We start from the raw sequence: 21,023 nt of genomic DNA, 5'->3' as shown, positions 1-21,023 counted from the left end.
CTTGCCCATGGGCGACCGTGCCCCTGTCCACATCACCATCGGCGGCGAGTTGCCGCGCGAACATCTCGCCACCTTCGCCGGCCACGCCGCGGACTATGACCTGCGCACCGAGTGGGACGGCGAACCCTTCGATCCCGCCGTGCTGCCCGAAGGCGAGCCGCTCGAACTCTACGGCACCGAGCTCAATGGCGGGCAGATCCCCGACATTGATAACTTCTGCGCCGAGCACGGCCTGCCGTTTCGCCGCTGGTCGGGCGGCTGCCTTGGCGCCTTCCTTCCCGAGATCATTCTCTTCGACGGGGCGAGCCCGATGCGCGATTACACGGCGAGCGAAGACGAATATGTCCTCTTCCCGCCGTCGTGGATTCGCAGCTTCACGCGGCTGCGCGATCTGAAGCGCGCGATCGACCGCGCCGAAGTGACGATCCCGGCTTTCGTCGTCTCCGGAAGTGTCTCCAATGACCGAGACTGAAGCTGCCCTCCTGGCCCGTTCGCGCGCGGCGCTGCTCGCCCGCTTCCCGCTGTCGCGGGTGAGCGAGGCATTCTTCGACGACATGCTCGGCGTCCTGCCGCCCGCACACATCCAGGGCGTGCCGGGATTCTTCGTCACCGAGGCGGTGAGTGAGGACGTCCACGCCCATTTCGTCCATGCAGGCGGTCGATTCTATGGGGCTTATGTCGCTCTCGGGGATCCTGCGACCTTCATCACCTATGCGCGGATCGCCGCCTTCGATGCGGTGAACCCGGCGCCGCCGGCGCTTGCCTGGTATCCAGACGACTGAGCCAGCGGAGGGAAGGGGGGCTGGAGCCGGGCGTTCGTCAAGGAGACCAGCCCATGCCTCGCTTCTACGCCGGGATCGGCGCGCGCGCGACGCCGCCGCCCATCCTCAGCCTGATGACCCGTGCGGCCTTTGCGCTGTGCAAGCGGGGCTACGTCCTGCGCTCGGGCCGCGCGATTGGCGCTGACAGTGCCTTCGAACGTGGGGGCGGCCACGATGCGCAGATTTTCCTGCCGGCGTCAGGCTGGCGCGGCTCGGCGAGCACTCTGCACCCCGAAGCGCTGGGCGCAGAGCTCTGGGGCAGGGCGCACGGCATTGCCGCCGCGCATCATCCCGCCTTCGCTGGGCTCTCGCCTTTCGTCCAGGCGCTGCACACGCGCAACGTGTTCCAGGTGCTGGGGCCGAGGCTCGATAGCCCTGCGGAATTCGTGCTGTGCTGGACCGCCGACGGCGAAGCCTCGGGCGGCACCGGCCAGGCGCTGCGTATCGCTGCGACCCACGGCGTGCCGGTTTTCAATCTGCAGCGGGACCGCGACCGCGCCCATGTCGAGCGCCATCTGGTCCTCTGATCCGTTCAAACTCCCGTGATTGCGCCGTTCTACGCATTGCCATGGCGATGGGACGGGGCACGCGCGGTTCACAACTGAAAGCCAATACCATGTCCTCGATCACCCTCTCTCTTGAGCTTGCCTGCAGCCGCGACGAAGCAGCGCGCTTTGCCGCGGTCGAACTGTTCCTCGCCGAGGTGGCGCAGGACGCCAGTGCCGAACCGCCGGCCGAGCTCGACGCCCTGTTCGGTGCAAAGGCACGCGAGACGATCCTCGGCCTTGCCGGACACCCGCAGCCGCTCGGGATCACCTGCCGGTACGACCGCGACACGTCCGTGATGACGCTCGTCGCCATCGATGGCCGGCCCAACCTCGGCGCGCTCCCGGTGCTGCTGCTCTGGCTCTATCCCGAGAAGCTGCCGATCGCCTACTCGGTCCACGTGACCGAGCGGCCCGAGCTCGCGGTCTGGACCATCGTCGGGCTGAACCGGATTGAGATCACCCAGCACGAGGGCGAGGTCGCTGCCCGGCTCGAAGCCCTGCGGACGATCGGCGAAGTGCCCAGGCGCCTCGACCTCCTGCCGACCAGGCCGCTCCCGACCAGCGAGGACTGACCGCGCTCACGCCGCTTCCGGGCGCTCCCAGCTTCGCCGCGGCGGCCGACTGACGCGAGCCGGAAGCGGCTCGCCCTCCTTCCACAGCAAGTGCGCGACGCCTTGCCCGGCGAGCAGCGCTTCCAACGGCTCGGCCACCTCGTTGTCACGGTCATGGATATGGATCGCGCTGGCTTCCTCTCCGGTGTCCTTGAGCACCAGGCTCGCGATCGGCGTGTCAGTGTCGAGATTGACGCGAAGGCCCTTTACGAACCGCCGCTTTTCCGCAACCGCCTTGCCGATAAGGTAGCGCTCGTCGCTGGTCTCGTAGGGGAGCCACTCGGACGTCACCGGCATCAGCGCGACCTCGATGAGGTCGAACGTTCCTTCGCGGCGCCGCGCGAACGAACCGGCGAGCACGAGATGACCGCTTTTGCCATGTGGACCGTCCTGAGCCTGCCACAGGGCAAGCTCGCCCGCGAACCGCTTGTGAAAGCGCCGCGCCATGTCCTGGTCCATCACGAAGGGCATGTCGCCGACATGGCGCAGGACGATCTTCTCGGCACCGTGCGCGGGGACGATCTCCTTGATCTCGCCCACCACCACCATCATCTCGTCGCGCGAGGCATAGACCCTGGCCAGCGCCGCGCGGCGGCGGGCCCGGATCTCTTCCTTTTCTTCAATCTTGAAGCTCTCGGGCACGAACAGGACGTGCGGCAGGGCTTCCTGCTTTGCCCGGCAGCTGGCCGCTGCCTCGAGCAATGCGCGGCGCACCACGAACCATGTCCGCTTGCCCGCCATCTTGGGATGCCAGTGGGTCAGCTCCGCCCGATCCCACAGCACGTGCAGAAGCCCGCGCATCGAGAGTTTCGGCCCCGACGATTTCACCGTCGGCTTGTCGTTGGTGAGCGCCGAGGGAGCGAGCCGGGCTGAACCGCGTGATAACGGAAAGCCGAGCTTGAGGCTGGTCTCGCCGCTCGTCTCATCGTCGATCACGGCGCTCCCACGCACCTGGCCCATGCCGGTCAGGTAATCGGGCGCCTCATAGTGGTCGCAGGCGGTTGCATGGCGCGCGCCCGAGCCTGGCCAACGTGCGAGCACGTAACGGGTCTGGCGGTGCGAGATGTAGAGTGGAAGCTCGGTCCCCTTGCGGCATTCGCACAGAACCTTGCCTTTGCGCTCATAGGCTTCGCGCAGCACGGACTGAAGTTCATCGCCTTCGGCCACGCTGCGGCCGAGCACACGGTATCGCTGGATCATTGGTGGTCCTTCCAATTTCTCGCGATCGACGCTGCCCGTTCGACCTCTCGCGCATCTCCTTCGGTTTGACGCGGCCCCGGATAGGCACGCTGGGGTCAGTCTAAGCTGGCCTTGCGGATGCGGCAAGGTTCGGCTCCCGGGCCGGGTGTGCGGAAAAGATCGCTTCACCCTGGCTTGCGGGTGCACGCGGCGTGTAGCTTGGAAGGTTGCGTCTGGTCGATGCTGCACTGTTCCGCGGTGCGACCATTTCTCGCGAGCAGGCCGGCGAGCTCCTCGGCGAACTCGGGCTCAACGTCCGCCAGGCTGCTGTTTGCCTTCAGAGTCCTCAGCTGTGATCTGCGTCGTTCCTGCCGAGGTTCTCGGCAACGCCATCGGCCAGCCCGAGGCACAGCGCTGCTTCCTCGCGGGTGAGGCTGATTGTCTCGGCGGCTAGATCGGCGAGCTTGGCGCGCAGCACGTGTGACAGCGCCTGTGCAACCTGCAATGCGCTCGGCATTTCCGGTCCATCCGTCATTGGCTTATCTCCTCTCCTGCGGACACGGCTTGGCCCCGTATCGGCGGCTCCATTCGCGGCAGTCCTTTTGGACTTGCCGCCGGCACGCTCCTGCCTGCGGCAGTGGGCCTTGGCATCTGCGCAAAGAGCGCAGCATATCGGTGTTGGCGGTAATTGATACGGTGGTGATGATGTCTTTCGAGCAAAGGGGAAGGGGGCACCCCTGCGCCCGCGCCCCGCGCGGGACTTGGGGCGACCCGCTCTACTCGCTAGGGTGAGACAACGCCGCTCTCGCGCCGCTGCTCACCCAAGCTCGCCGGCATGAATGCCGGCCCTTTCGGGTAACGATCGGGGCCAGTGGAGTTTTTGCGCGGGGAAAGGTTGGTTGGCGCGTCGCCCGGTTGACGATAGGGTCTCGCACCATGTCCGTTGTCCTTGCCGCCGCCGCCCTGTGTCTTTCGCCCAGCGTCCACGATGGCGACACAATCCGCTGCGGCCGCGAGCGGGTGCGCATCGCCAATATCGATGCACCTGAACTGCCGGATAGTCCCAAGTGTCAGGACCGTCGCCGGTCCTATGCCTGGTGTGATTTCGCTGCCGGGGAAGCATCGCGCATCGCGCTCATTCGGTTCGTCTCGCGTGGGCGGGTCATGATCACGCGGCTTGGCACCGACCCCTATGGGCGGACGCTTGCCACTATCTCGGTGAACGGCGTGGACGCCGGCGACCACCTGATCGCGCAGGGCCTCGCGAAGCCCTGGCGCTGACGCGCCCATTCTCACGCGGTTGCTCCCTGATATTCCCGGACCAGCCCCGCTCTTCGTGCAGGCGCGGACGCTCGAGGCTGTGGCGGTAGGGCGGAGAGAAATCGGGGCTTCGCGCGCGATCTCGTTCTGACTTGCCCGGACATGCTCAGGCGGAGGCCGGAGCGGGGGGAGGGTGCGCATGGCGCACTGGCGTGGTGCCGGGATGCCTTGACGGGATGCAGCCAAGGCTGACGGGCCCGGTTGGCTGGGAAACCTGCGGCTTGAACTGACGAAACCGCCCTTCGTTTGCCGATGAACCTGTGCAGCGCCAGTCCCTGGCCGCAACCCAAAAGCAGCGGACCGTGAAGCCCTGCGGGCTTGCCGCACCACTCCTCGCTTTTGGGTTTCCCTCACGCCCGTTTGATTTTTGGCGTTCGGTGCGGGCCCGGGCCTTTGGCCCTGCCTGTGGTCTTCATCGGCGGGCGGTTCCGCCGAATTCAAGCCACGAAAGAAACCCCATGAAGAACCTCGTCATCCTGATCGGCCGCATCGCTAGCCAACCCGAAACCCGCCACGCCGGCGAGACCGCGATCACCTCCTTCACCCTTGTCACCGACCGCCCCAAGCTGGTCGACGGAAAGACGGTCAAGAACGAGGCCGGCTACACCGAGACCCTTGCTGAATTCCACCGCGTCACCGCTTTCAACGGCCTCGGCACTTCGGTCGCCAAGCACAAGAAGAAGGGCGATATGGTCGAAGTCCAGGGCCGCCTCCACTACTCGAAGTGGACGGACCGCGAGGGCGTCGAGCGCTACGCGGTCGAGATCGTCGCAGAGGAAGTCCTCTTCCTCTGACCGGAGCCCGGGAGGCGGCAGCGCCGCCTCCCAACCGGGTGCGGGCCCAGTCCCAAGCGGAGCAGCCCCCCGATTCCTCACAAAAACAGGAATAGCCTGATGACGATCACTGCTGAGACGCCGGTGTGGGATACGCCGAGCGGCATGGGCGGCACCTTCACGGTGGCGCTGCTTGAAGACGATCCTGCCTGTCCGACTGTCCTCGCGCGGGTCTGCTACGGCCGTCTCGACGAGGCAGGCCGCTACCATCCCTGGCGCGAATGGGACGGCTACACATTCCGGGTTGCCCGGACCGAACTCACCCATCCGCGCCGGTTTGCCGATCCGACCCCGCGCTACCGGCCGCCGGGGTGAACGCGGCTGCCGCGTTGCACAAAATTCAACTGCCGGACCTTATTTCGCACTTGCAGCATTTAAGGCGTCACCCCATATCAGGAGTGCCTTTCAGGCATCCTCTCCCAAAACTTTCCAAGGGGTCGGCGCAAGCTGGCCCCATTTTTTTGCGCATGTCGATCTGGAGCGCACGCCAACGGCACTGGCATTTGGCGGCCGCGGCCCATAGGGTCCGCCATCGCTAATTCGAGAAAGACCGCACGCCATGGCCGATGAAATGCTCCTGGATCACGTCGCCGACATCGTTTCTGCTCACGTCAGCAACAATTCGGTCGCGGCGGGTGATTTGCCGGGCCTGATCCAGTCGGTCTACGCATCTCTGGCTTCGCTTGGTCAGGTGCCCGAGCCGACCGAGGAAGTGCGCATACCCGCGGTCTCGGTCCGCGCATCGGTCAAACCCGATGCGGTGACCTGCCTCGATTGCGGCGCGAAGTTCAAGATGCTCAAGCGCCACCTCAGCACCGATCATGGCATGACGCCGGCCGAATACCGCGCGCGCTGGAACCTGTCTGCAGACTATCCGATCGTCGCGCCCGACTATGCCGCCAAGCGCAAGGAACTCGCCGTCCGGATCGGGCTTGGCCGCAAGCCCGGACAAAGCCCGAAAGCGCAGGCCAAGGTTGCTGCGGAGCCCAAGGCGCGCAAGAAGCTTGGGGTCGCCTTCAGCTAAGCCTGATGCTCCGACACCGGGTTTCAGTCTCATTTCTTGGCTCCATTTTCTGTCGACCTATCGGCGCACGTCCTGCCGTCTGTGACACTTTGCCCTCGGGGCAGAGTGTCATCATCGACATCAGCCTTGGCAGGAACATGGGATCGACTGGGCCGCTCTGGCTGATCTGCCATGCCATTGGGCCGAACATGCAGGTTCCGCCCCTTCGCGGGCGGTGCCGGGCAAAGTGTCACGGGCGACAAACGGCATGGCTTGAACGAAAGGGGATTCACAGGATTCACCTTTTGTGCTCAATGCTGATCCATGGAGCAACAGACAGCGATCACTGGCGTTGGCGGCATTTACGCGGTGCTGGCTGAGGTCTCGAACCGGCCGCGCTACGCCTTCCTGGTTCTTCAACTCGTTTCCGAAGCCGCCGACGGGCGAGGGCAGGCCGGTCCCTTTGTTTGCCGGGATAGAAAGCCCGCACTCTTGCGTGACTGGCTGTGCACCCAGCTGCTTCCCTTGAGCGAACAGCAGGGCCGCCGCGCGGCGCTGCGCGCGCGCGTTGCTGCCTCGCTTGGGCGTGAACTCTCCGGTGATGAGGCCCGCGATGCTGCGCAGATCGACCAGGCGGTGGAGGAGCAAGTCCTGGCCGTGGGCCGCGCCAATGTCAGCCGCGCGATCTCGGATCTGGCGCGTGCGGGTCTGGTCACACGGCACTACGCTGGCTACGCGACCAACCACTGCAATCGCGGCGGCGGGCGCCATGCGGTCTATGTGGTGAACCCGGCGGTCCTGAAATTGCTGCGTCGGCCTGCGCCAATGATCGGCGCGGTTCGAGCGTCCGGTACGGGGCAGGGTGAACTGTTCGCAGCCTGACGTCCAGCTTGACAATTTTCCAAACGCGCCGCATATAATGCCCTAAATATTGGCATATGGTGAGGCAAATGGCGAGTGCGGCATTCTTAAGTGAAGTCTCCGGTGACATGGGCGTCTCGGTCGACAGGTTGTCGGCGGCGCTTCATATCACCAAGTCCGAACTGGCGCTCGCTGCTGGACTGTCACGCGATGCCGTCTCGAAGGCTGCCCGCAGCAGCAGCATCGCCACCCAGTCGCGGCTGCGTGAGATGAGCGAAATCATCAACCGGGTCATTCCCTGGGCGGGTAGTGAACTTGCCGCCTATGCCTGGTACCGATCGCAGCCGCTGCCGTCCTTCGGCGACGCCACGGCGGAAGAGCTTGTCCGTCAGGGACAGGGCGAGAAGGTTCGCACCTATCTTGGCCGGATTGCCGCCGGTGGCTTTGCCTGATCTTTGGGCCTGATCTTTGAGCCAGATTTCGAAATCGGCTCTGCCGTTCACCCGGTTCGACGGCCTGGTCTATCGGGCGCATCATCCGGCGTGGGCTTATGATCCGGAATCGGGCGAAGGCGCGAAGCTTCACGGCGGCCGCTTCAACCGCGTCGGCACGGCGTGCTTCTATGCGGCGCTCAGCCTCGAAACCGCCTGGCTCGAGGCTCAACAAGGGTTCGCCTTCAAGGCGCAGCCCCTGACGATCTGCAGCTACCGCGCCGAACTTTCGGAAATTCTCGACCTGACGAGCCCTGATGTGCGGGATGCAGCGCAGGTCACCTTGGCGCAGCTCAGCTGCGCCTGGGAGCGTCTTGCCGGCGACCGCAAGACTGTTCCGACCTGGGAACTGGCCGATAGGCTCATTGCCGCCGGCTGCGCCGGTGTGATCGTGCCGAGCTTCGCTTCGCGAGCTACGGCCGATGACCGCAATCTGGTGCTGTGGTCCTGGAGCCGCGAGGCCCCGCATCGTCTTGAAGTGATCGACGACGAGCAGCGATTGCCGCGCGACCAGTCATCGTGGCCTGACAATGCGTGATTCATCTAAGCCATTGATTTAACATAAGATATATTATCAATTCGAACGGTCGCGCCACATTATGCCGTTCGTGACATGTTTTCGATTTTATGGCATAAGCCTCGCTTGATGCCCTGAATGCGCCGCTTCGCGCCGCGTTCAGGTCTGTGAGGAGCTACGCCATGACCGTGCAAGTGACGATCACGCCCAACGGCCGGATGAGCCTGCCGGCCGATATCCGCAAGCGGCTTGGCCTGGCTGGCGGCGGTGCGCTGCTGGTCGAGGAAACCGAGGATGGTGTAATCTTGCGCACCGTCGCGCAGTCGATCGCGCACGCGCAGGCGCTCGCCAAGAAATTCACCGGCGGCAAGCCCGAAGCCTCGGTCGATGCCTTCCTTGCCCGACGCCGCGAGGAATCCGGCGAATGAGCGAAGTCGTGCTCGATGCCTCTGCGCTCCTTGCCCTGCTCCGGGACGAGCCCGGAGCGGCCAAGGTCGCCGACGCTATCGGAGACGCGCGGATGTCGAGCGTCAACTATGCCGAGGTCGTCAGCCACTTCATCCATGCCGGTATGCCCGCCGACCAGGTCGATGCAATGCTGAGGCCTTTGCCGATGACCGTGGTCGAAGCCGATCAGGCTCTCGCCGTGATCGCCGGACGCTTGCGCGCCGTAACGGCCGAGGCGGGTCTGTCGCTCGGCGACCGGTTCTGCCTGGCACTTGCCCGGCGCGATGACTTGCCCGCGCTGACTGCGGACAAGCAATGGCGGATCGTCGCCGATGCCGCGGGCGTCACAGTTTCCGTGATCCGCTGAGTCCTGCGCAATGGCGGCAGCACCTTCCAAGAAAGGCAAAAGCGAGCCTCTGAAACAAGCAGGCCCTGATCTCAATCGCTTCCCAGATTGTGCCGAAATGCGCGAATTGGTGCGGTCGTCTGGTTGTGGTACGAGCGCCGAGGAGTTAAGGCGTGCGCAGGACCTCGCCTATGATGCCTGGGAAGAAGATGACCGGTCTCGGCGCAATGCCATTGCCCGAAGGGCGTTAGCCCATTCACCGCTTTGCGCTGATGCCTGGCTTCAGCTTTCGCAATTGCGCAATCTGTCCGATGAGATCCGCCGGGAATATATCCTGCGCGCTGTCTGTGCCGGCGAACTCGCCATTGGCGAGCGCCGCTTCGCCCAAGACAGGGGTGAGTTCTGGCTGGTTGTGGAAACCAGGCCCTACATGCGTGCGCGCCATGCGCTGGCCGAAGATTTGTGGCTTTGTGGCGCGCGGCAGGAGGCAATCAGTCACCTTCGTGAGATGCTCGAACTGAACACGAACGATAATCAGGGTTTGAGATATGTTCTATTGACTTGGTTGATCCGGGCTGAAGAAAACCAGACCGCGCAGCAGCTGCTTGACGAACACGGCGAGGAAATCTCGACTTTCATGGAGTTTACGCGCGTGCTGCTCGCGTACAAGGAGACCGGAGATAGCGAGCAATCTCGCTCCAAGGCGGCGAACGCGCTGCTGGCGAACCGTTATGTCGCCAAATATCTCGCCGATCCGGCGTTCTGGCACGCCACCAGCGACCATTATTCTCCGGGGCAAGAAAGCGAAGCGGCCTGGTATGCTCAGGAGCTTGGCATTGACTGGTATCGCACGCCTGACGCGATCGCATGGCTGGTTCAGCAATGCGACAAGGAACACCTCCGCAATCGCGATGGAGAGACTCTGCACTGATCATCTTTCGCATCGCTTTGACATTCCCGTTCGGGAATTTTTGCATGAACTGATGCCTAGATCTGTGCATTTGTTCCCGAGCGGGAATAAATGACTTGAAATCGGCCACAAGCGAGCCGAACTTCCCGCTCGGTAATATGGACAGCACTTCACTTGGTCTCCTCGTGCGCCGCGAACGCAAGGCGCAGAGCCTGAAGCAGGCAGAGCTTGCGGCAGTGAGCGGCGTTGGTGTCCGCTTCATTGTCGATCTCGAAGCGGGTAAGCCCACGCTACAACTCGGCAAAGCGCTTCAGGTCATCGCGACGCTCGGCTGCGACGTCCAGATCGTCTCTCCTGCGAGCCGCCGGTCATGAGCAAGAGGCTCCGCGAGCGCGCCGGGCTGCTCGTTGGGAAATTGTGATCGCCGTGCCATTCCCAGCGGCTAGTCCGAGAAATCGTGCTTTAGGACGCCCATTTCCCGAGAAAACGAGATTTAGCGACCGGTCCGCCCGAGGTTTTGCGATTTACCGTGCCGGCTCACGACAGGCCTTGATGAACGGTTTCTGGTCCTTGAGGACTGCGCACTCTTGTTAGAAATATCACCCAAGTTTTCTAACAGAAATGGCCGACCGACTGTTACAAAACCTATGACTAGATCGTTCATAGATAGAGGTTTTGTAACATAAGAATCCGCTCAACGGAGGCGAACCTGCCTGTACCGCGACGGGTCGATTGTCAGGGCGACATATATCCCAGCGCCGTCCGTCAGCCTGATGCAGTCAGCTGCCCTCGCCGACATCTCATTGGCGATCCCGGGTTGCGCAAGACCTGACTGCTCACTTCCGCTGCGGCCTTTTCGCCGCCCAAAACTCAAAATGTGGCTTCAATGCATCGGGCAGTTCTTCGAAAAAGGTATTGTCCATTGGATAGTGCCGCATCGTCAGCCAAACGGCGTCGAGCAAGGCAGTGCCCTGCTTGTGATCCTTGGGCTTCTTTTGCGGGTCGCGTTCCGGTTTTTCCGCCATCCACAGTTTCTGCAGGGCAAACCATCGCGGATCAGGAACCACCATGCGCGCCGCTTCGCCATCGCGCACACCGACGACCCGATCAACCCGCCGACCGTTCAGAAGCCATTCCTGCTCCGGGAGTGGGATCGGTCGCGGGCGGTCTTGCGCAATTTGCCCGCCTATCCGGCTCGGTGCCGAGAGGATCTCCACTTCATATGCTTTTGCGTTGCGTGCCTGAAATGGCCGCTCGGTGTTCACCGAGTAGGTCATGTCGGTTTCCTTGAGGACCTTCCACAAGGTGGGTCGATCTTCGTCGGCATTGAGCCCGGTCAGTGCCATATCGAAATCCATGGTTTCTTGCGGCGCATCGCGGATGAATCCGTTGGCTTCGAGCGCGTAGGCGATCAGCGCGTTGGTGCCGACGACCATCGCCTGGTCCCCAAGAAATCGGAGTCGATCGGCCGCGCGCAGAATCTTGCCGGCGTCCGCAGGAAGCATGGGCAAACGTAGCGCCCGATAAAGGCTGGCCTGTTCCGTGAGCGTCTCCTTCGAAAGCGCAAGACGGTCTTTCAGTTCGGCTTTTTCGGTTTTGTACTGGTCGAATTCCGCCTGCTTCTCCGGATCGATCGGCCCCTTGCTTTTCATGCTACCGCGACGATCGGTGACTTCGTAAAGGTACTCTCGCCCAGAAACCTCCTTGATCCGCATATTGTAAGGCATATCGTTCAGCGTGCGCAGCGCATCCATCCAGACGTGATAAGCCTGGTCCAGATTGACGATCACCCTCGCCTGTTCGTCCGAGAACGGTTGGAAGTTCATACATTACCCTGCAATTGGACGATTTGACCAAAATGCAGGGTAAATGCCGTAAATGCAAGAGTTACCCTGCAAAACGCGGAACTCGTCCATTTGCAGGGTAAAGATGCCTGGCACCCTAACCCCATTTCGGCCCGCGGGCGTAGCTGATGCTCAATGTTCATCAGCGTCGGCCTGATGCCGTCAACTGCCCTCACCGGCATTGGCCTGATCGAGCAGGTCCATGAATGTCCGCGCCGCGTCGCGGTCGCGCGGGTCCTTGAACGCCACATCGAGGTCCGGCGCCGAACCCAGCATGTAGAGCAGCGACCACATAGCGAACCTGCGCCCTTTGTCGGTCTCAAGCCCGAACTCGACCAGCATGCGCTCGATCCCGCTGGACATTGCCGCAGGGGAAACCGCTCCGAGATCATCGGTCCCGAAGAAGCGTCGCATCTGGTCGTCGAACTCCATGGCGGTACTTTCCTCCAGCGATGCAATATGCTGCCCACGGCAGCCATTTCAGATTGAGCGGCCCTGTCAAGAATGGCGCACTCGGTCCCGCGCGCCCTGCAGGCGCGCTCCTGCGGGTGCGGGGTTTCCCGCCTTGGGCCGCCGGCACTCTTGCCTCCGGCTCCGTCGCCGTCCCGCGCCCGTGCTGTCGCACCGGGCCTTGCGGGCCGACAGACATGCTCCTGCAAGGGGTCCGTCTTTTGCTCGCTGGCCGCGCCGTCGGCAGCGGCCAGGGCGGCCCGCCCGCTTGCACAGTTTGGCGGACGCCAGATCGACCATGCGGACGGGCCGCAGGCATCTGCAGTGTTTTGCTGTTCACCCCGAACGCCCTGAAGGGGTTCGGGGGCAAAACCGAAATCTCTCTCTCATCTCGGTGGCTGAGCGAAATCAGCATCGCCACAGCATGACGCCTGGGAGATTGGCGGCCGTCAAGGATCGCGGGTGCCCCCCGATTTTGACCTGCTGCGGCTTCCGCCTTGCGAGCAAAAATCGGCTCCCCCCACGCCCGCTACTCGCGGCGGCAGCGCGTGCGAGCCGCCGTCCCTGACTGCCTGACTCCGGCGTCCTTCAAGGCTCACTTTCATCAGCGTGATGAGAGAAAATTCCATTTGGAGGTTATCATGACGGACCGTTTCTCGAACTTCGCCGACCTTGCCGAACATTATGCGCGCGAAATCGCCACTCCCGACTATGCTGCCGCATTCATGGAGCAGACCGAGCTTGCCAAGCTCTCGATCGAACATGAACCGAGCGCTGCCGAAATGCCCGATCCCGATGTGGCGCAGGCGGCAATCGAGATGATGCTGGCAACGGTGTTCGACCTGTTTCGCAATACCCGGATGGAGGACATGGCAAGCGAGGTCGCCTGGGGCATTGCCAACAGCTTCCACGTGGTGGCCAAGCGCCTCGACAACAGAGAGGATTCGATGGCGAACCGGCTGCAGGAGAAGCTGCGCGAATACGATCCGAGCGAAGTCTATGCGACCGATCTGGAAGACCTCACCATGCAGGCCCGCAGCCTGGCCGAGTGCCGCGACGCGATGGAATGCATGCGCGACCATGCCGCGAAGATCTACCTCGTGGAGACCGGTCGTCCCTTCTCACCGGTGCGCGGCTCGCGGGTGTCGTCCAAGACCAATGCTTCGATGATCGAGGCGCGCGATTACCTTGCCGCGCAAAAGGCGCAGCGGCGCGAACAGTTTGCGCCTACAGGACCGGTCGTGGTGTTCTCGGGCGGGCAGCAGTTCACCGACATTGCTCAGGTTGAAGACTACCTCAATGCAATCCGGACGCGAATTCCTTCGATGGTGCTGGCAACGACCGCGCAGAACAAGGGCGCTGACGTGATCGCGGCGGCCTGGGCATCGAGCAAGAACGTCCCCGTCATCCTGTGCAAGCCCGATGCCTCGCGGGGTCCTTCGGCGCCCTACCAACGCAATGCGCGCATGCTCAGCTTCAAGCCGGTCGAGGCGGTGGTGTGCAGCGGCGGCGGCATCCAGGCGAACCTCGCTGATCGGCTGCGCGAGGCGCGCGTGCCGATGCACATTGTGCGCGAGGCCGGTGCCCAGAACGAGGCTCCCCCAGCCCGGTCAAAAGCACCGGCTCAGGCAGAACGCGGCGGTGCAAAGCGCACGGTCAATGGCGAAGATCTCCCGCCGTTTTGAGCGGGAGACAACGTGATCCGAACTTGCCGAAGGGTGTCCGGTCTAACCGCCGGATGCCCTTCTTTTTGCCGCTTGGAACGCCCCTAGTCTGCCCCGGCTCGCTCGCTGGGCCCCGGGTGACGGCCTGTCGGCCTGCCCGCTTCCCAGCCTTCGCATCGGCCGGGCGGCAGGCCAGCACTTGGACCCACCGGTGGCGTTGACCAACAGGGGTTAAAACTCTCGCAGAATTCCAAGCATGATGACCGCCATTGGCCCGCGTCAAGAAGGGCGGTTCCCCCAATTTTTACGCCTGAAGAAGGCGAAAAAATCGGCTCCCCCACCCCCGCTTCGCGGCGGGCCGCGAGGCGGCCCGTTCCTGACCCGGGCCAAGCTCGGCCATCGTTTCGGAGGCCTCTTCAATGACTTTGACAGGAGGCTTCCCATGAACGCTCTTACGACCGCACTCGACATCCCGGCTTTCGATCCCATCAGCTATGACGCCGCACTGCGCGACGCCACTGTCCGGGCCCAGCACAGCTTCTTCGACCAGCACATTATCGAGGACGAAGAGGGCTGCTTCGTCACCATCGACGAGGGCGACTACAATGCGCTGCCCCAGAACCTGATCGACCGGATCGTCCATACGGTGCCAGGCATGATGGCCGATGATTTCGACGAGGCGAACATCGCCCGCGCCGCAAGCTTCATGAGCGTGGTGATGGATCCCGAATGGGACGCGGACTGCCCGTTCTGAGATGCAGATACATCGCAAAGCGCCGGAGGGCTCTTCAGGGGCTCTCCGGCCCCCTTTTTTGTGAGCCTGAATAAAGCACAGCCGGGGCATCGAACCCCGGCTGTGCTGGTCTCTTGCGAGACCGGTTTCAGCTTTTCGCCAAGCGCTTTTCCGCTTCGTCCAGGCCCAGCTTTCCGAGTGCGGCGAAGAAGCCTTCAACCCGCTCGAACGGTGCCTTGCCGAGTGCCGATTTTCTCAGCAGTTCGGCCATGGCATTCTGCTCGCTTTCCCGCAGCTTCGCTTCGCGCGCTTCCAGCGCGTTTCGCTCCCTTGCGATTGCCTGTCGTTCCGCTTCAAGACTTCCTTTCCTGGCCATGATGATACCTCGTGGGTTGGCGCTGAAACCTCCCGGCAAAAGCATCACAACGCCAAAGCCTGTTGGCAAGTCCTCTTGTTCAGACCATCTGTAATTTGCCGGCGCCTGCGAAGCATAGATTGCCGCTGCTGCGCCTAGAGACTGGCACTGAAGGCCCGATCCTCGATCCTGAAAAAACCAGTAATCCAACGCGGACCAAGTTGCATCGGATCAAGGGGTAAAGGTGCACACCGGATCGCGGCGGTCCCAACGAGGACACCCGCGCCGAGAAGGGGTATATCCATGCCGGTCCAGCCGGCTCGGGCCATTTCGTCAAGATGGTTCACAACGGCATCGAATATGGCTTGATGCAGGCCTATGCTGAGGGGTTCGACATCCTGAAGGGCAAGTCATCCGCCAAGCTGCCGGAAGACGAGCGCTTCGACCTCAACCTCACTGACATCGCCGAGGTCTGGCGCCGCGGCAGCGTGATCTCGTCCTGGTTGCTCGATCTGACGGCGACGGCGCTCGCCAAAGACCAAATGCTGGAGCAGTTCTCGGGGCAGGTCGCGGATTCCGGCGAGGGTCACTGGACGATCGAGGCGGCAATGGAGGAGGCAGTCCCTGCCTACGTGCTCTCAGCGGCACTGTTCGCGCGCTACCGCAGCCGAGTCGACACGACGTTCGGCGACAAGCTTCTCTCGGCTATGCGGTTCGGCTTCGGCGGCCACGTCGAGATGCCGCAATGAGCGATGCTCTGACTGCACCCTCTGCTACCTTCGTTATCTTCGGCGCATTTGGGGACCTCGCCCGCCGATTGCTGATACCCGCGCTCGTTAACCTCGCTCGGGCCGGCTTGCTGAATGAGGACATGGCGCTCGTCGGTGTCAGCCATCATGACAGCGACGACGAGCAGCTGCGCCAGGCGCTTGACGAATTCGTGAAGGACGATGCCAACTGGCCATGGCTCCGCAGTCGTATCCGCTATTTGAAGGGCGATTTCGCCGATTCGACTATGTATCAGGCTCTCGGCCGCCAACTTACCGGGAACGCGATCTTCTACCTCGCCACAGCGCCGGCCTTCTTCGGTACCGTCGTAAATCAGCTCGGCGATGAAGGGCTGCTCAACGAGACCGATGGTTTCCGCCGCGTCGTGATCGAAAAACCGTTCGGGACCGACCTTGCCTCTGCACAGGCGCTGAACCGGCAAATCCTTTCCCGCGCCAGCGAGTCCCAGATCTACCGGATCGATCATTTCCTTGGGAAGGAGACCGTGCAGAACATCATGGTCACACGCTTCGGCAACACCATGATGGAAGCCGTCTGGAACAACCGCTACGTCGATCATGTCCAAATAACAGCGGCCGAGGCGGTGACCGTCGGCACGCGCGGCAGATTCTACGATGCCACCGGCGCATTGCGCGACATGGTTCCCAATCATCTCTTCCAGCTGCTGGCGCTGATAGCGATGGAGCCGCCGATCAGCTTCGATGCCGATGCGATCCGGACGGAGAAAGAGAAGGTCATTGCCGCCATCCGCCCGATCGACCCGACCGAGGCAATTCGCGGGCGCTATTGCTCCGGCGCCATCGCTGGCAAGGCCGTTTCCGCCTATCTCGATGAGCCCGACGTTGACCCTGCCAGCCGCACGGAGACCTTCGCCGCGCTCAAGTTGCACGTGGAGACGTGGCGGTGGTCGGGCGTGCCCTTCTATCTGCGCACCGGGAAGGCGCTGGCGACCCGTGATACCGAGATCGTCGTCCAATTCCGCGACGTGCCGCTGGCGCTTTTCCAGGAGACGGTGGTGGACCGGCTGCCCCCCAACCGTCTTGTGGTGCAAATTCAGCCCGACGAGGGCATCAGCCTTGAGTTTGTGGTCAAGCGGCCTGGGCTCGTCGTGAACACTGCGCCGGTCGCCATGGATTTCCGCTACCGGGACCATTTCGACGTGGGCCACCAGACCGGCTACGAAACTTTGCTCTATGACGTGCAATCGGGCGACCAGACGCTGTTTCAGCGTGCCGCGCAGATCGAAGGTGGCTGGCGCGCCGTGCAGCCGCTCCTCGATCTGTGGGCGCAAGGCACCCCCGAGGGATACGCCGCAGGCAGCGCCGGCCCCGAAAGTGCAGATGCGCTGATGCACCGCGCGCATCGACGCTGGCATCACCTTGGATGAGCGGCCCTATTCGCCTGATCGTCTCCGATATAGATGGCACGCTCCTCCGCCAGGACAAAAGCCTCTCCGACGGCGTGATCTCTGCGGTTGGAAGGGCCAGGACGGCTGGTATTGCGGTGAGCCTGATCAGTGCCCGCCCGCCCAGCGGCATGCTCTGGATCGCGAAACGGCTGGAACTCACAGGCGTCATCGGTGCCTTCAACGGCGGCACGATCGTCCGGCCCGACGGGACTGTCGTTTCGGCAGATCAACTTGAGCCCGAATGCGCCGCGCGAGCACTCGCCCTGCTTGAGCACCCGGCCGTCACGCCGTGGCTGTTCTCGGGTGGCCTCTGGTATGCCCAAGCAACCGACGATGTGTATGTTCCACGCGAGCGGCGCGCGGCAAGCATCGAGCCGATAATCAAGGACGACTTCGCGGCATTGCTCGCTCATCCCGACAAGATCGTCGGCGTCAGCGGTGACCATGCATTGCTCGCGCGACTTGACGGCGAGATCGCGGCAGCGCTCGGACAGTTTGCGACTGTCGGCCGTTCGCAGCCTTACTATCTCGACATTACCGCTCCCCAGGCCAACAAGGGCGATGGCGTCGCCGCGCTGGCAGCCGCGATCGGCGTACCGCTCGCCAACGTTGCCGTGCTCGGCGACGAGCGTAATGACCTGCCGATGTTCGCGCGCGCCGGCCTCTCGATTGCGATGGGGCAGGGTCCCGATGCGGTCCGCTCCGCCGCTGACCAGGTGACCCTGTCGAACGAGGAGGACGGCGCTGCCCAAGCGATAGACAATATCATCCTGATGGAGGCTGCGAGATGATCGAGCATGGCCAAGAGCGGATCCGCCGCGGCATCTTGGGAAGGTGCACCGCGTTCGGAGCGCCGTTAAAGCCGGCTATCGTGCAGGCGATCCTCGATGCAACCGTCGCACCGGTTACCGTCCGCCTGAAGAATATCGAACCCGATCGCTCGAGCGCCGCCTATCCGCCGAGCGACAGCACCCTGATTGGAGTCCACCGATGAAGCGCCTTATCGCCTTCGACCTTGACGGCACCCTGGCCGAGAGCAAACAGCCCATAGACCAAGAAACGGCCGAGCTGCTTGCCAAGCTGCTTGATCTCGTCGACGTCGCAGTGATCTCCGGTGGCGACTGGCCTCAGTTTGAAGCACAAGTCGTGTCGCGATTGCCCATCAGAGCTGACCTCCGTCAGCTGTTCATCATGCCAACCACAGGCACCAAGCTCTACCGCTTCACGGATGTCTGGAAGCCGGTCTATGCTGATGTATTCGACCCCGACGAGCGCAGGCGCATTCTTCAGGCGTTTGAACTGGCCCCAAGGGAAGTGGGCCTTCCGGACGAGAGGACATGGGGTGAGCGGATCGAGGACCGCGGGAGCCAGATTACTTTCTCTGGACTTGGACAGGAGGCGCCGCTCGACGCAAAGAAAGCGTGGGATCCCGACTTCGCCAAGCGCAAGGCACTGCAGGCAGCGCTTCGATCACGACTGCCCGAGCTGTCCGTCAACGTGGGGGGATCAACCTCCATCGACATTACTCGCCAAGGCATCGACAAGGCTTATGGAATGCGCCGTCTTTCCGAGGAATCCGGCATTCCGCAGTCGGCTATGCTGTTCATGGGAGACGCGATCTATCCCGGTGGCAACGATGATCCCGTTCGCACAGCCGGAATCGACGTAATCCCCGTGCGAGACGTGGCGGAGACCCGGACCGCGATGATGGCAATTCTCGCTTGCCTCAAACCCTGATCCGATTGCTATGGCATGGTATCCCCTGTGCACAGCCAACATCGCTAAACGACGCGCGGCCGCCCCGAATTGACGTTCGTCTTCCTTGAACGGCATCTACCGCTCGAACAGTCAGCAATTCCCAATCAGTTCGAGTGACCTACTCCATCACACTTAGGAGGTTATCAATCGAGGCCGTAGCAAAGGCAGTGAAGCTATCGGCCACCCCATAGGGTAGTAACATCGTTCGATCGTGAACGATCACACCGCAGCTATAGACGACGTTGGGTACGTACCCGTCCCTCTCGTGCGGGCTCGGGGCCAGTACCGGGCGCGGCGTGCGCGCCAGCAGCTTTGATGGGTCATTCTTGTCGAGCAGGCATGCGCCAATGCAATAGTTGCGGACCGTACCAACGCCGTGGGTCATCACTAACCAGCCTTCGTCAATCTCGATCGGCGACCCGCAATTACCCATCTGGACGAATTCCCAAGGGAATTTTGGTGTAATGAGCTTTGCGCCACCTGCCCAGTTAAGCAGTTCATCGGAGAAGTGAAGCCAGATGTTCTTGCTGTCCTGACGCCCAAGCATGGCGTATTTTCCCGCTATGCGGCGAGGGAAAAGGGCCATGCCCTTTCCGCTCGAGGCCTGGCCGGTCAGGACGCGCATCTCGAACGATCTAAAATCGGCCGTGCTCAGCAATTCCGATCGCACTTGGCCACCGCCGAACGCTGTATATGTACCATGGTAGCTGATGCTGCCATCATCGTCGCAGAAGCGAACAAGGCGCGTATCCTCGATACCCTGCGTTTGGCTCGGCAGGACCGGGAAAAGCACTGTCTCCGAGATCGTGCGACTGCCGGCGCAACACAGGCGTGCTGCTATGCCCTCCCCTCTCCCGCACGTATCGATGAGGGGCGATACCGATGTCGGGCTGGGATCATCGACCAAAAGTGCGCCGCCAGGCGTCCAGGTGCCGGTGCGGAACGTCACGGAAGATACATGCCCCTCGCCGATGCCTCGCAGCGACATCACGAAACGAAGCGTGCCCTCGGGCAGACCCGACTGGTCGGGATGGAGCACGGCGCTTGGGTTGAACAAGGCGGCGGCCTCATATGCAAATTCTTCGCTGCAGTAGGCGCCTATTAATCGCCGCTGCTTGGCGTTGATACGATCGGCGCCCGCGATCCCGCTGGCGACTTCGTTGAACCGGCGAAGCAACATCGCATCGACGTCGCGGTGGTTCTCGTCCAGGGATAGTGTGACGCCTTTCAGCTGACGCGCCAACTCAGCCTCATCGAGCGCCATGATCAGATCGACAGTCTCCTGGGTGCGGGACGTGCCGCCGTCGAAATCTCTGGGATAATTCGGCTCAAAAGGACGGACGACGGTGCGCGATGGATCCGGCCGAAGAACGCGATCATAGAAGTTCAGCTTTGCGCGTGCGGTCATGCTGATCGGTCTCCATTCGAATAATCCGCGCTGATCAATAAAGACGCGAGCGCCAAATTGCGCGAGCCTGTCCTGGTCCGACATTCGCCCTCGGTGGATGGCACTGTCGCGTCGGTAGGGCACGGCGCCTTCGCGCTGAATTGGGATTTTTACGTAACCACTTCAGTGCCGCACATAACAATAAGGTCTCTTCAGGCAGAACCGGCCAGGGGATCAATACGTAAGGACTTATGGACTCGATTTGGTCATTCTCGCCGAATCAGGATCTCGGAGGTAGATCGTGGCTGGATTTCCTGATCAGCAGATAGGCCCTCAAACACACAGGAGACGATAATGTTTGCCAAGCTTCTGCGACTCGCTGCCGACGAAAAGCTGATCGTCGGCATGTGCGTTCATCCTCCTCGAGAATCTGGGTATGATTTGGAAATATGGACCGGTCCCAGCATGGGCGAACGCACAGAATCGTACGGGCGATTTCCGTGCGACATTCCGCAGATGGAAGCGCTTGAGCGGATTGCCGGAATCGCCGCGCACAAAATAGAGCGATTGCCGCGAAGACTGGCAGGTTCGAGTGTATTTTTCCAGCCTGCGCCTGACCGTAACCGGGTTGAGCTGAACGCGAACAGCGCGGCGGTCGGACCGGACAGGCAATGCGCAAATTCTCGAATTCTCCGCAAGGAGAGTGGCAAGAGCCCTGCGACGTCTCAATGACACACGCGATGCATCG

The 21,023-nt window shown here is 62.5% G+C and carries 28 protein-coding genes and 1 pseudogene; 23 read left to right on the top strand and 6 right to left on the bottom strand.

Annotated features, from left to right (window positions below; translation table 11 throughout):
* The first annotated feature begins 7 nt into the window (after positions 1-7).
* From LUA85_RS20230 to LUA85_RS20215, 4 genes are all read left to right on the top strand, one after another.
* Positions 8-472: a hypothetical protein gene (locus LUA85_RS20230; RefSeq protein ID WP_231472170.1), complete on the top strand. Its 465-nt coding sequence runs from the start codon at positions 8-10 to the stop codon at positions 470-472.
* Positions 459-782: a hypothetical protein gene (locus LUA85_RS20225; RefSeq protein WP_231472169.1), complete on the top strand. Its 324-nt coding sequence runs from the start codon at positions 459-461 to the stop codon at positions 780-782. The genes LUA85_RS20230 and LUA85_RS20225 overlap by 14 nt, the downstream gene beginning before the upstream one ends.
* A gap of 53 nt (positions 783-835) precedes the next feature.
* On the top strand, positions 836-1,348 hold the full coding sequence (locus LUA85_RS20220) for a hypothetical protein (RefSeq protein ID WP_231472168.1): 513 nt from the start codon (positions 836-838) through the stop codon (positions 1,346-1,348).
* A gap of 89 nt (positions 1,349-1,437) precedes the next feature.
* Positions 1,438-1,941: a hypothetical protein gene (locus tag LUA85_RS20215; RefSeq protein WP_231472167.1), complete on the top strand. Its 504-nt coding sequence runs from the start codon at positions 1,438-1,440 to the stop codon at positions 1,939-1,941.
* Positions 1,942-1,947: 6 nt separating this feature from the next.
* On the opposite strand, the gene LUA85_RS20210 is transcribed toward LUA85_RS20215, so the two are convergent.
* A complete protein-coding gene (locus LUA85_RS20210; protein ID WP_231472166.1) occupies positions 1,948-3,180 on the bottom strand; it encodes a DUF1173 domain-containing protein in 1,233 nt (410 codons plus the stop codon).
* Positions 3,181-3,505: 325 nt separating this feature from the next.
* The gene (locus LUA85_RS20205) at positions 3,506-3,694 is read right to left on the bottom strand and encodes a hypothetical protein (RefSeq protein WP_043146142.1); all 189 of its coding nucleotides are present in this window, start codon (positions 3,692-3,694) and stop codon (positions 3,506-3,508) included.
* 401 nt (positions 3,695-4,095) lie between these two features.
* Here LUA85_RS20205 and LUA85_RS20200 point away from each other — a divergent pair, with 401 nt between their 5' ends.
* The 11 genes from LUA85_RS20200 to LUA85_RS20150 all read left to right on the top strand — a co-directional run bounded on the left by LUA85_RS20200 (position 4,096) and on the right by LUA85_RS20150 (position 10,261).
* A complete protein-coding gene (locus LUA85_RS20200) occupies positions 4,096-4,440 on the top strand; it encodes a thermonuclease family protein (protein WP_231472165.1) in 345 nt (114 codons plus the stop codon).
* Between the two features lie 497 nt (positions 4,441-4,937).
* On the top strand, positions 4,938-5,273 hold the full coding sequence (locus LUA85_RS20195) for a single-stranded DNA-binding protein (RefSeq protein ID WP_066213939.1): 336 nt from the start codon (positions 4,938-4,940) through the stop codon (positions 5,271-5,273).
* 99 nt (positions 5,274-5,372) lie between these two features.
* On the top strand, positions 5,373-5,627 hold the full coding sequence (locus tag LUA85_RS20190; RefSeq protein WP_231472164.1) for a hypothetical protein: 255 nt from the start codon (positions 5,373-5,375) through the stop codon (positions 5,625-5,627).
* A 244-nt stretch (positions 5,628-5,871) separates the two neighbouring features.
* Entirely contained in the window at positions 5,872-6,336 is a 465-nt protein-coding gene (locus LUA85_RS20185) for a MucR family transcriptional regulator (RefSeq protein WP_231472163.1), read from the top strand.
* Between the two features lie 303 nt (positions 6,337-6,639).
* Positions 6,640-7,197 (top strand): hypothetical protein, encoded by a 558-nt coding sequence (locus LUA85_RS20180; RefSeq protein ID WP_231472162.1) that lies wholly within the window; start codon positions 6,640-6,642, stop codon positions 7,195-7,197.
* 68 nt (positions 7,198-7,265) lie between these two features.
* Positions 7,266-7,628, top strand: a complete 363-nt coding sequence (locus LUA85_RS20175; protein ID WP_231472161.1) for an antitoxin Xre/MbcA/ParS toxin-binding domain-containing protein — start codon at positions 7,266-7,268, stop codon at positions 7,626-7,628.
* A 16-nt stretch (positions 7,629-7,644) separates the two neighbouring features.
* On the top strand, positions 7,645-8,205 hold the full coding sequence (locus LUA85_RS20170) for an RES family NAD+ phosphorylase (protein WP_231472160.1): 561 nt from the start codon (positions 7,645-7,647) through the stop codon (positions 8,203-8,205).
* A gap of 161 nt (positions 8,206-8,366) precedes the next feature.
* Positions 8,367-8,612: an AbrB/MazE/SpoVT family DNA-binding domain-containing protein gene (locus LUA85_RS20165; protein WP_231472159.1), complete on the top strand. Its 246-nt coding sequence runs from the start codon at positions 8,367-8,369 to the stop codon at positions 8,610-8,612.
* A complete protein-coding gene (locus tag LUA85_RS20160) occupies positions 8,609-8,998 on the top strand; it encodes a type II toxin-antitoxin system VapC family toxin (protein WP_231472158.1) in 390 nt (129 codons plus the stop codon). Before LUA85_RS20165 ends, LUA85_RS20160 begins: the two co-directional genes overlap by 4 nt.
* Positions 8,999-9,008: 10 nt before the next feature.
* Complete coding sequence (locus LUA85_RS20155; protein ID WP_231472157.1) at positions 9,009-9,908, top strand: hypothetical protein; 900 nt, start codon at positions 9,009-9,011, stop codon at positions 9,906-9,908.
* 95 nt (positions 9,909-10,003) lie between these two features.
* The gene (locus LUA85_RS20150; protein WP_371823746.1) at positions 10,004-10,261 is read left to right on the top strand and encodes a helix-turn-helix domain-containing protein; all 258 of its coding nucleotides are present in this window, start codon (positions 10,004-10,006) and stop codon (positions 10,259-10,261) included.
* Between the two features lie 462 nt (positions 10,262-10,723).
* Here the strand turns inward: LUA85_RS20150 and LUA85_RS20145 are convergent, their stop codons facing one another.
* On the bottom strand, positions 10,724-11,713 hold the full coding sequence (locus LUA85_RS20145; RefSeq protein WP_231472156.1) for a GSU2403 family nucleotidyltransferase fold protein: 990 nt from the start codon (positions 11,711-11,713) through the stop codon (positions 10,724-10,726).
* A 180-nt stretch (positions 11,714-11,893) separates the two neighbouring features.
* Positions 11,894-12,163, bottom strand: coding sequence for a hypothetical protein (locus LUA85_RS20140; protein WP_231472155.1), 270 nt, complete (start codon positions 12,161-12,163; stop codon positions 11,894-11,896).
* Between the two features lie 659 nt (positions 12,164-12,822).
* Between LUA85_RS20140 and LUA85_RS20135 the strand changes: the two genes are divergently transcribed.
* Positions 12,823-13,866, top strand: a complete 1,044-nt coding sequence (locus LUA85_RS20135) for a DUF2493 domain-containing protein (RefSeq protein ID WP_231472154.1) — start codon at positions 12,823-12,825, stop codon at positions 13,864-13,866.
* Between the two features lie 421 nt (positions 13,867-14,287).
* Positions 14,288-14,599, top strand: a complete 312-nt coding sequence (locus LUA85_RS20130) for a hypothetical protein (protein ID WP_231472153.1) — start codon at positions 14,288-14,290, stop codon at positions 14,597-14,599.
* Between the two features lie 127 nt (positions 14,600-14,726).
* Here LUA85_RS20130 and LUA85_RS20125 read toward each other — a convergent pair whose 3' ends face one another.
* On the bottom strand, positions 14,727-14,954 hold the full coding sequence (locus LUA85_RS20125; RefSeq protein WP_066213960.1) for a hypothetical protein: 228 nt from the start codon (positions 14,952-14,954) through the stop codon (positions 14,727-14,729).
* A gap of 251 nt (positions 14,955-15,205) precedes the next feature.
* Here LUA85_RS20125 and LUA85_RS20120 point away from each other — a divergent pair.
* The 5 genes and pseudogenes from LUA85_RS20120 to LUA85_RS20100 all read left to right on the top strand — a co-directional run.
* Positions 15,206-15,682 (top strand): annotated as a pseudogene (locus LUA85_RS20120) (6-phosphogluconate dehydrogenase (decarboxylating)); the annotation flags it as partial.
* Positions 15,679-17,109 carry a glucose-6-phosphate dehydrogenase gene (zwf, locus tag LUA85_RS20115; RefSeq protein ID WP_231472152.1) on the top strand — a complete coding sequence of 477 codons (1,431 nt, stop codon included), beginning with the start codon at positions 15,679-15,681 and terminating at the stop codon, positions 17,107-17,109. The pseudogene LUA85_RS20120 and the gene zwf, both read left to right, overlap by 4 nt.
* Entirely contained in the window at positions 17,106-17,921 is an 816-nt protein-coding gene (locus tag LUA85_RS20110; protein ID WP_231472151.1) for a Cof-type HAD-IIB family hydrolase, read from the top strand. The genes zwf and LUA85_RS20110 overlap by 4 nt, the downstream gene beginning before the upstream one ends.
* Positions 17,918-18,124 (top strand): hypothetical protein, encoded by a 207-nt coding sequence (locus LUA85_RS20105; protein WP_231472150.1) that lies wholly within the window; start codon positions 17,918-17,920, stop codon positions 18,122-18,124. Before LUA85_RS20110 ends, LUA85_RS20105 begins: the two co-directional genes overlap by 4 nt.
* A complete protein-coding gene (locus LUA85_RS20100) occupies positions 18,121-18,867 on the top strand; it encodes an HAD-IIB family hydrolase (RefSeq protein WP_231472149.1) in 747 nt (248 codons plus the stop codon). The genes LUA85_RS20105 and LUA85_RS20100 overlap by 4 nt, the downstream gene beginning before the upstream one ends.
* A 139-nt stretch (positions 18,868-19,006) precedes the next feature.
* Here the strand turns inward: LUA85_RS20100 and LUA85_RS20095 are convergent, their stop codons facing one another.
* Complete coding sequence (locus tag LUA85_RS20095; protein ID WP_231472148.1) at positions 19,007-20,296, bottom strand: glycoside hydrolase family 130 protein; 1,290 nt, start codon at positions 20,294-20,296, stop codon at positions 19,007-19,009.
* A 333-nt stretch (positions 20,297-20,629) separates the two neighbouring features.
* Here LUA85_RS20095 and LUA85_RS20090 point away from each other — a divergent pair, with 333 nt between their 5' ends.
* Positions 20,630-21,007, top strand: coding sequence for a hypothetical protein (locus LUA85_RS20090; protein WP_231472147.1), 378 nt, complete (start codon positions 20,630-20,632; stop codon positions 21,005-21,007).
* Positions 21,008-21,023: the final 16 nt, after the last annotated feature.

It is taken from the genome of Novosphingobium sp. CECT 9465, assembly GCF_920987055.1.
Taxonomy (GTDB): Bacteria; Pseudomonadota; Alphaproteobacteria; order Sphingomonadales; family Sphingomonadaceae; genus Novosphingobium.
This window is presented reverse-complemented; position numbering and strand designations above follow the sequence as displayed.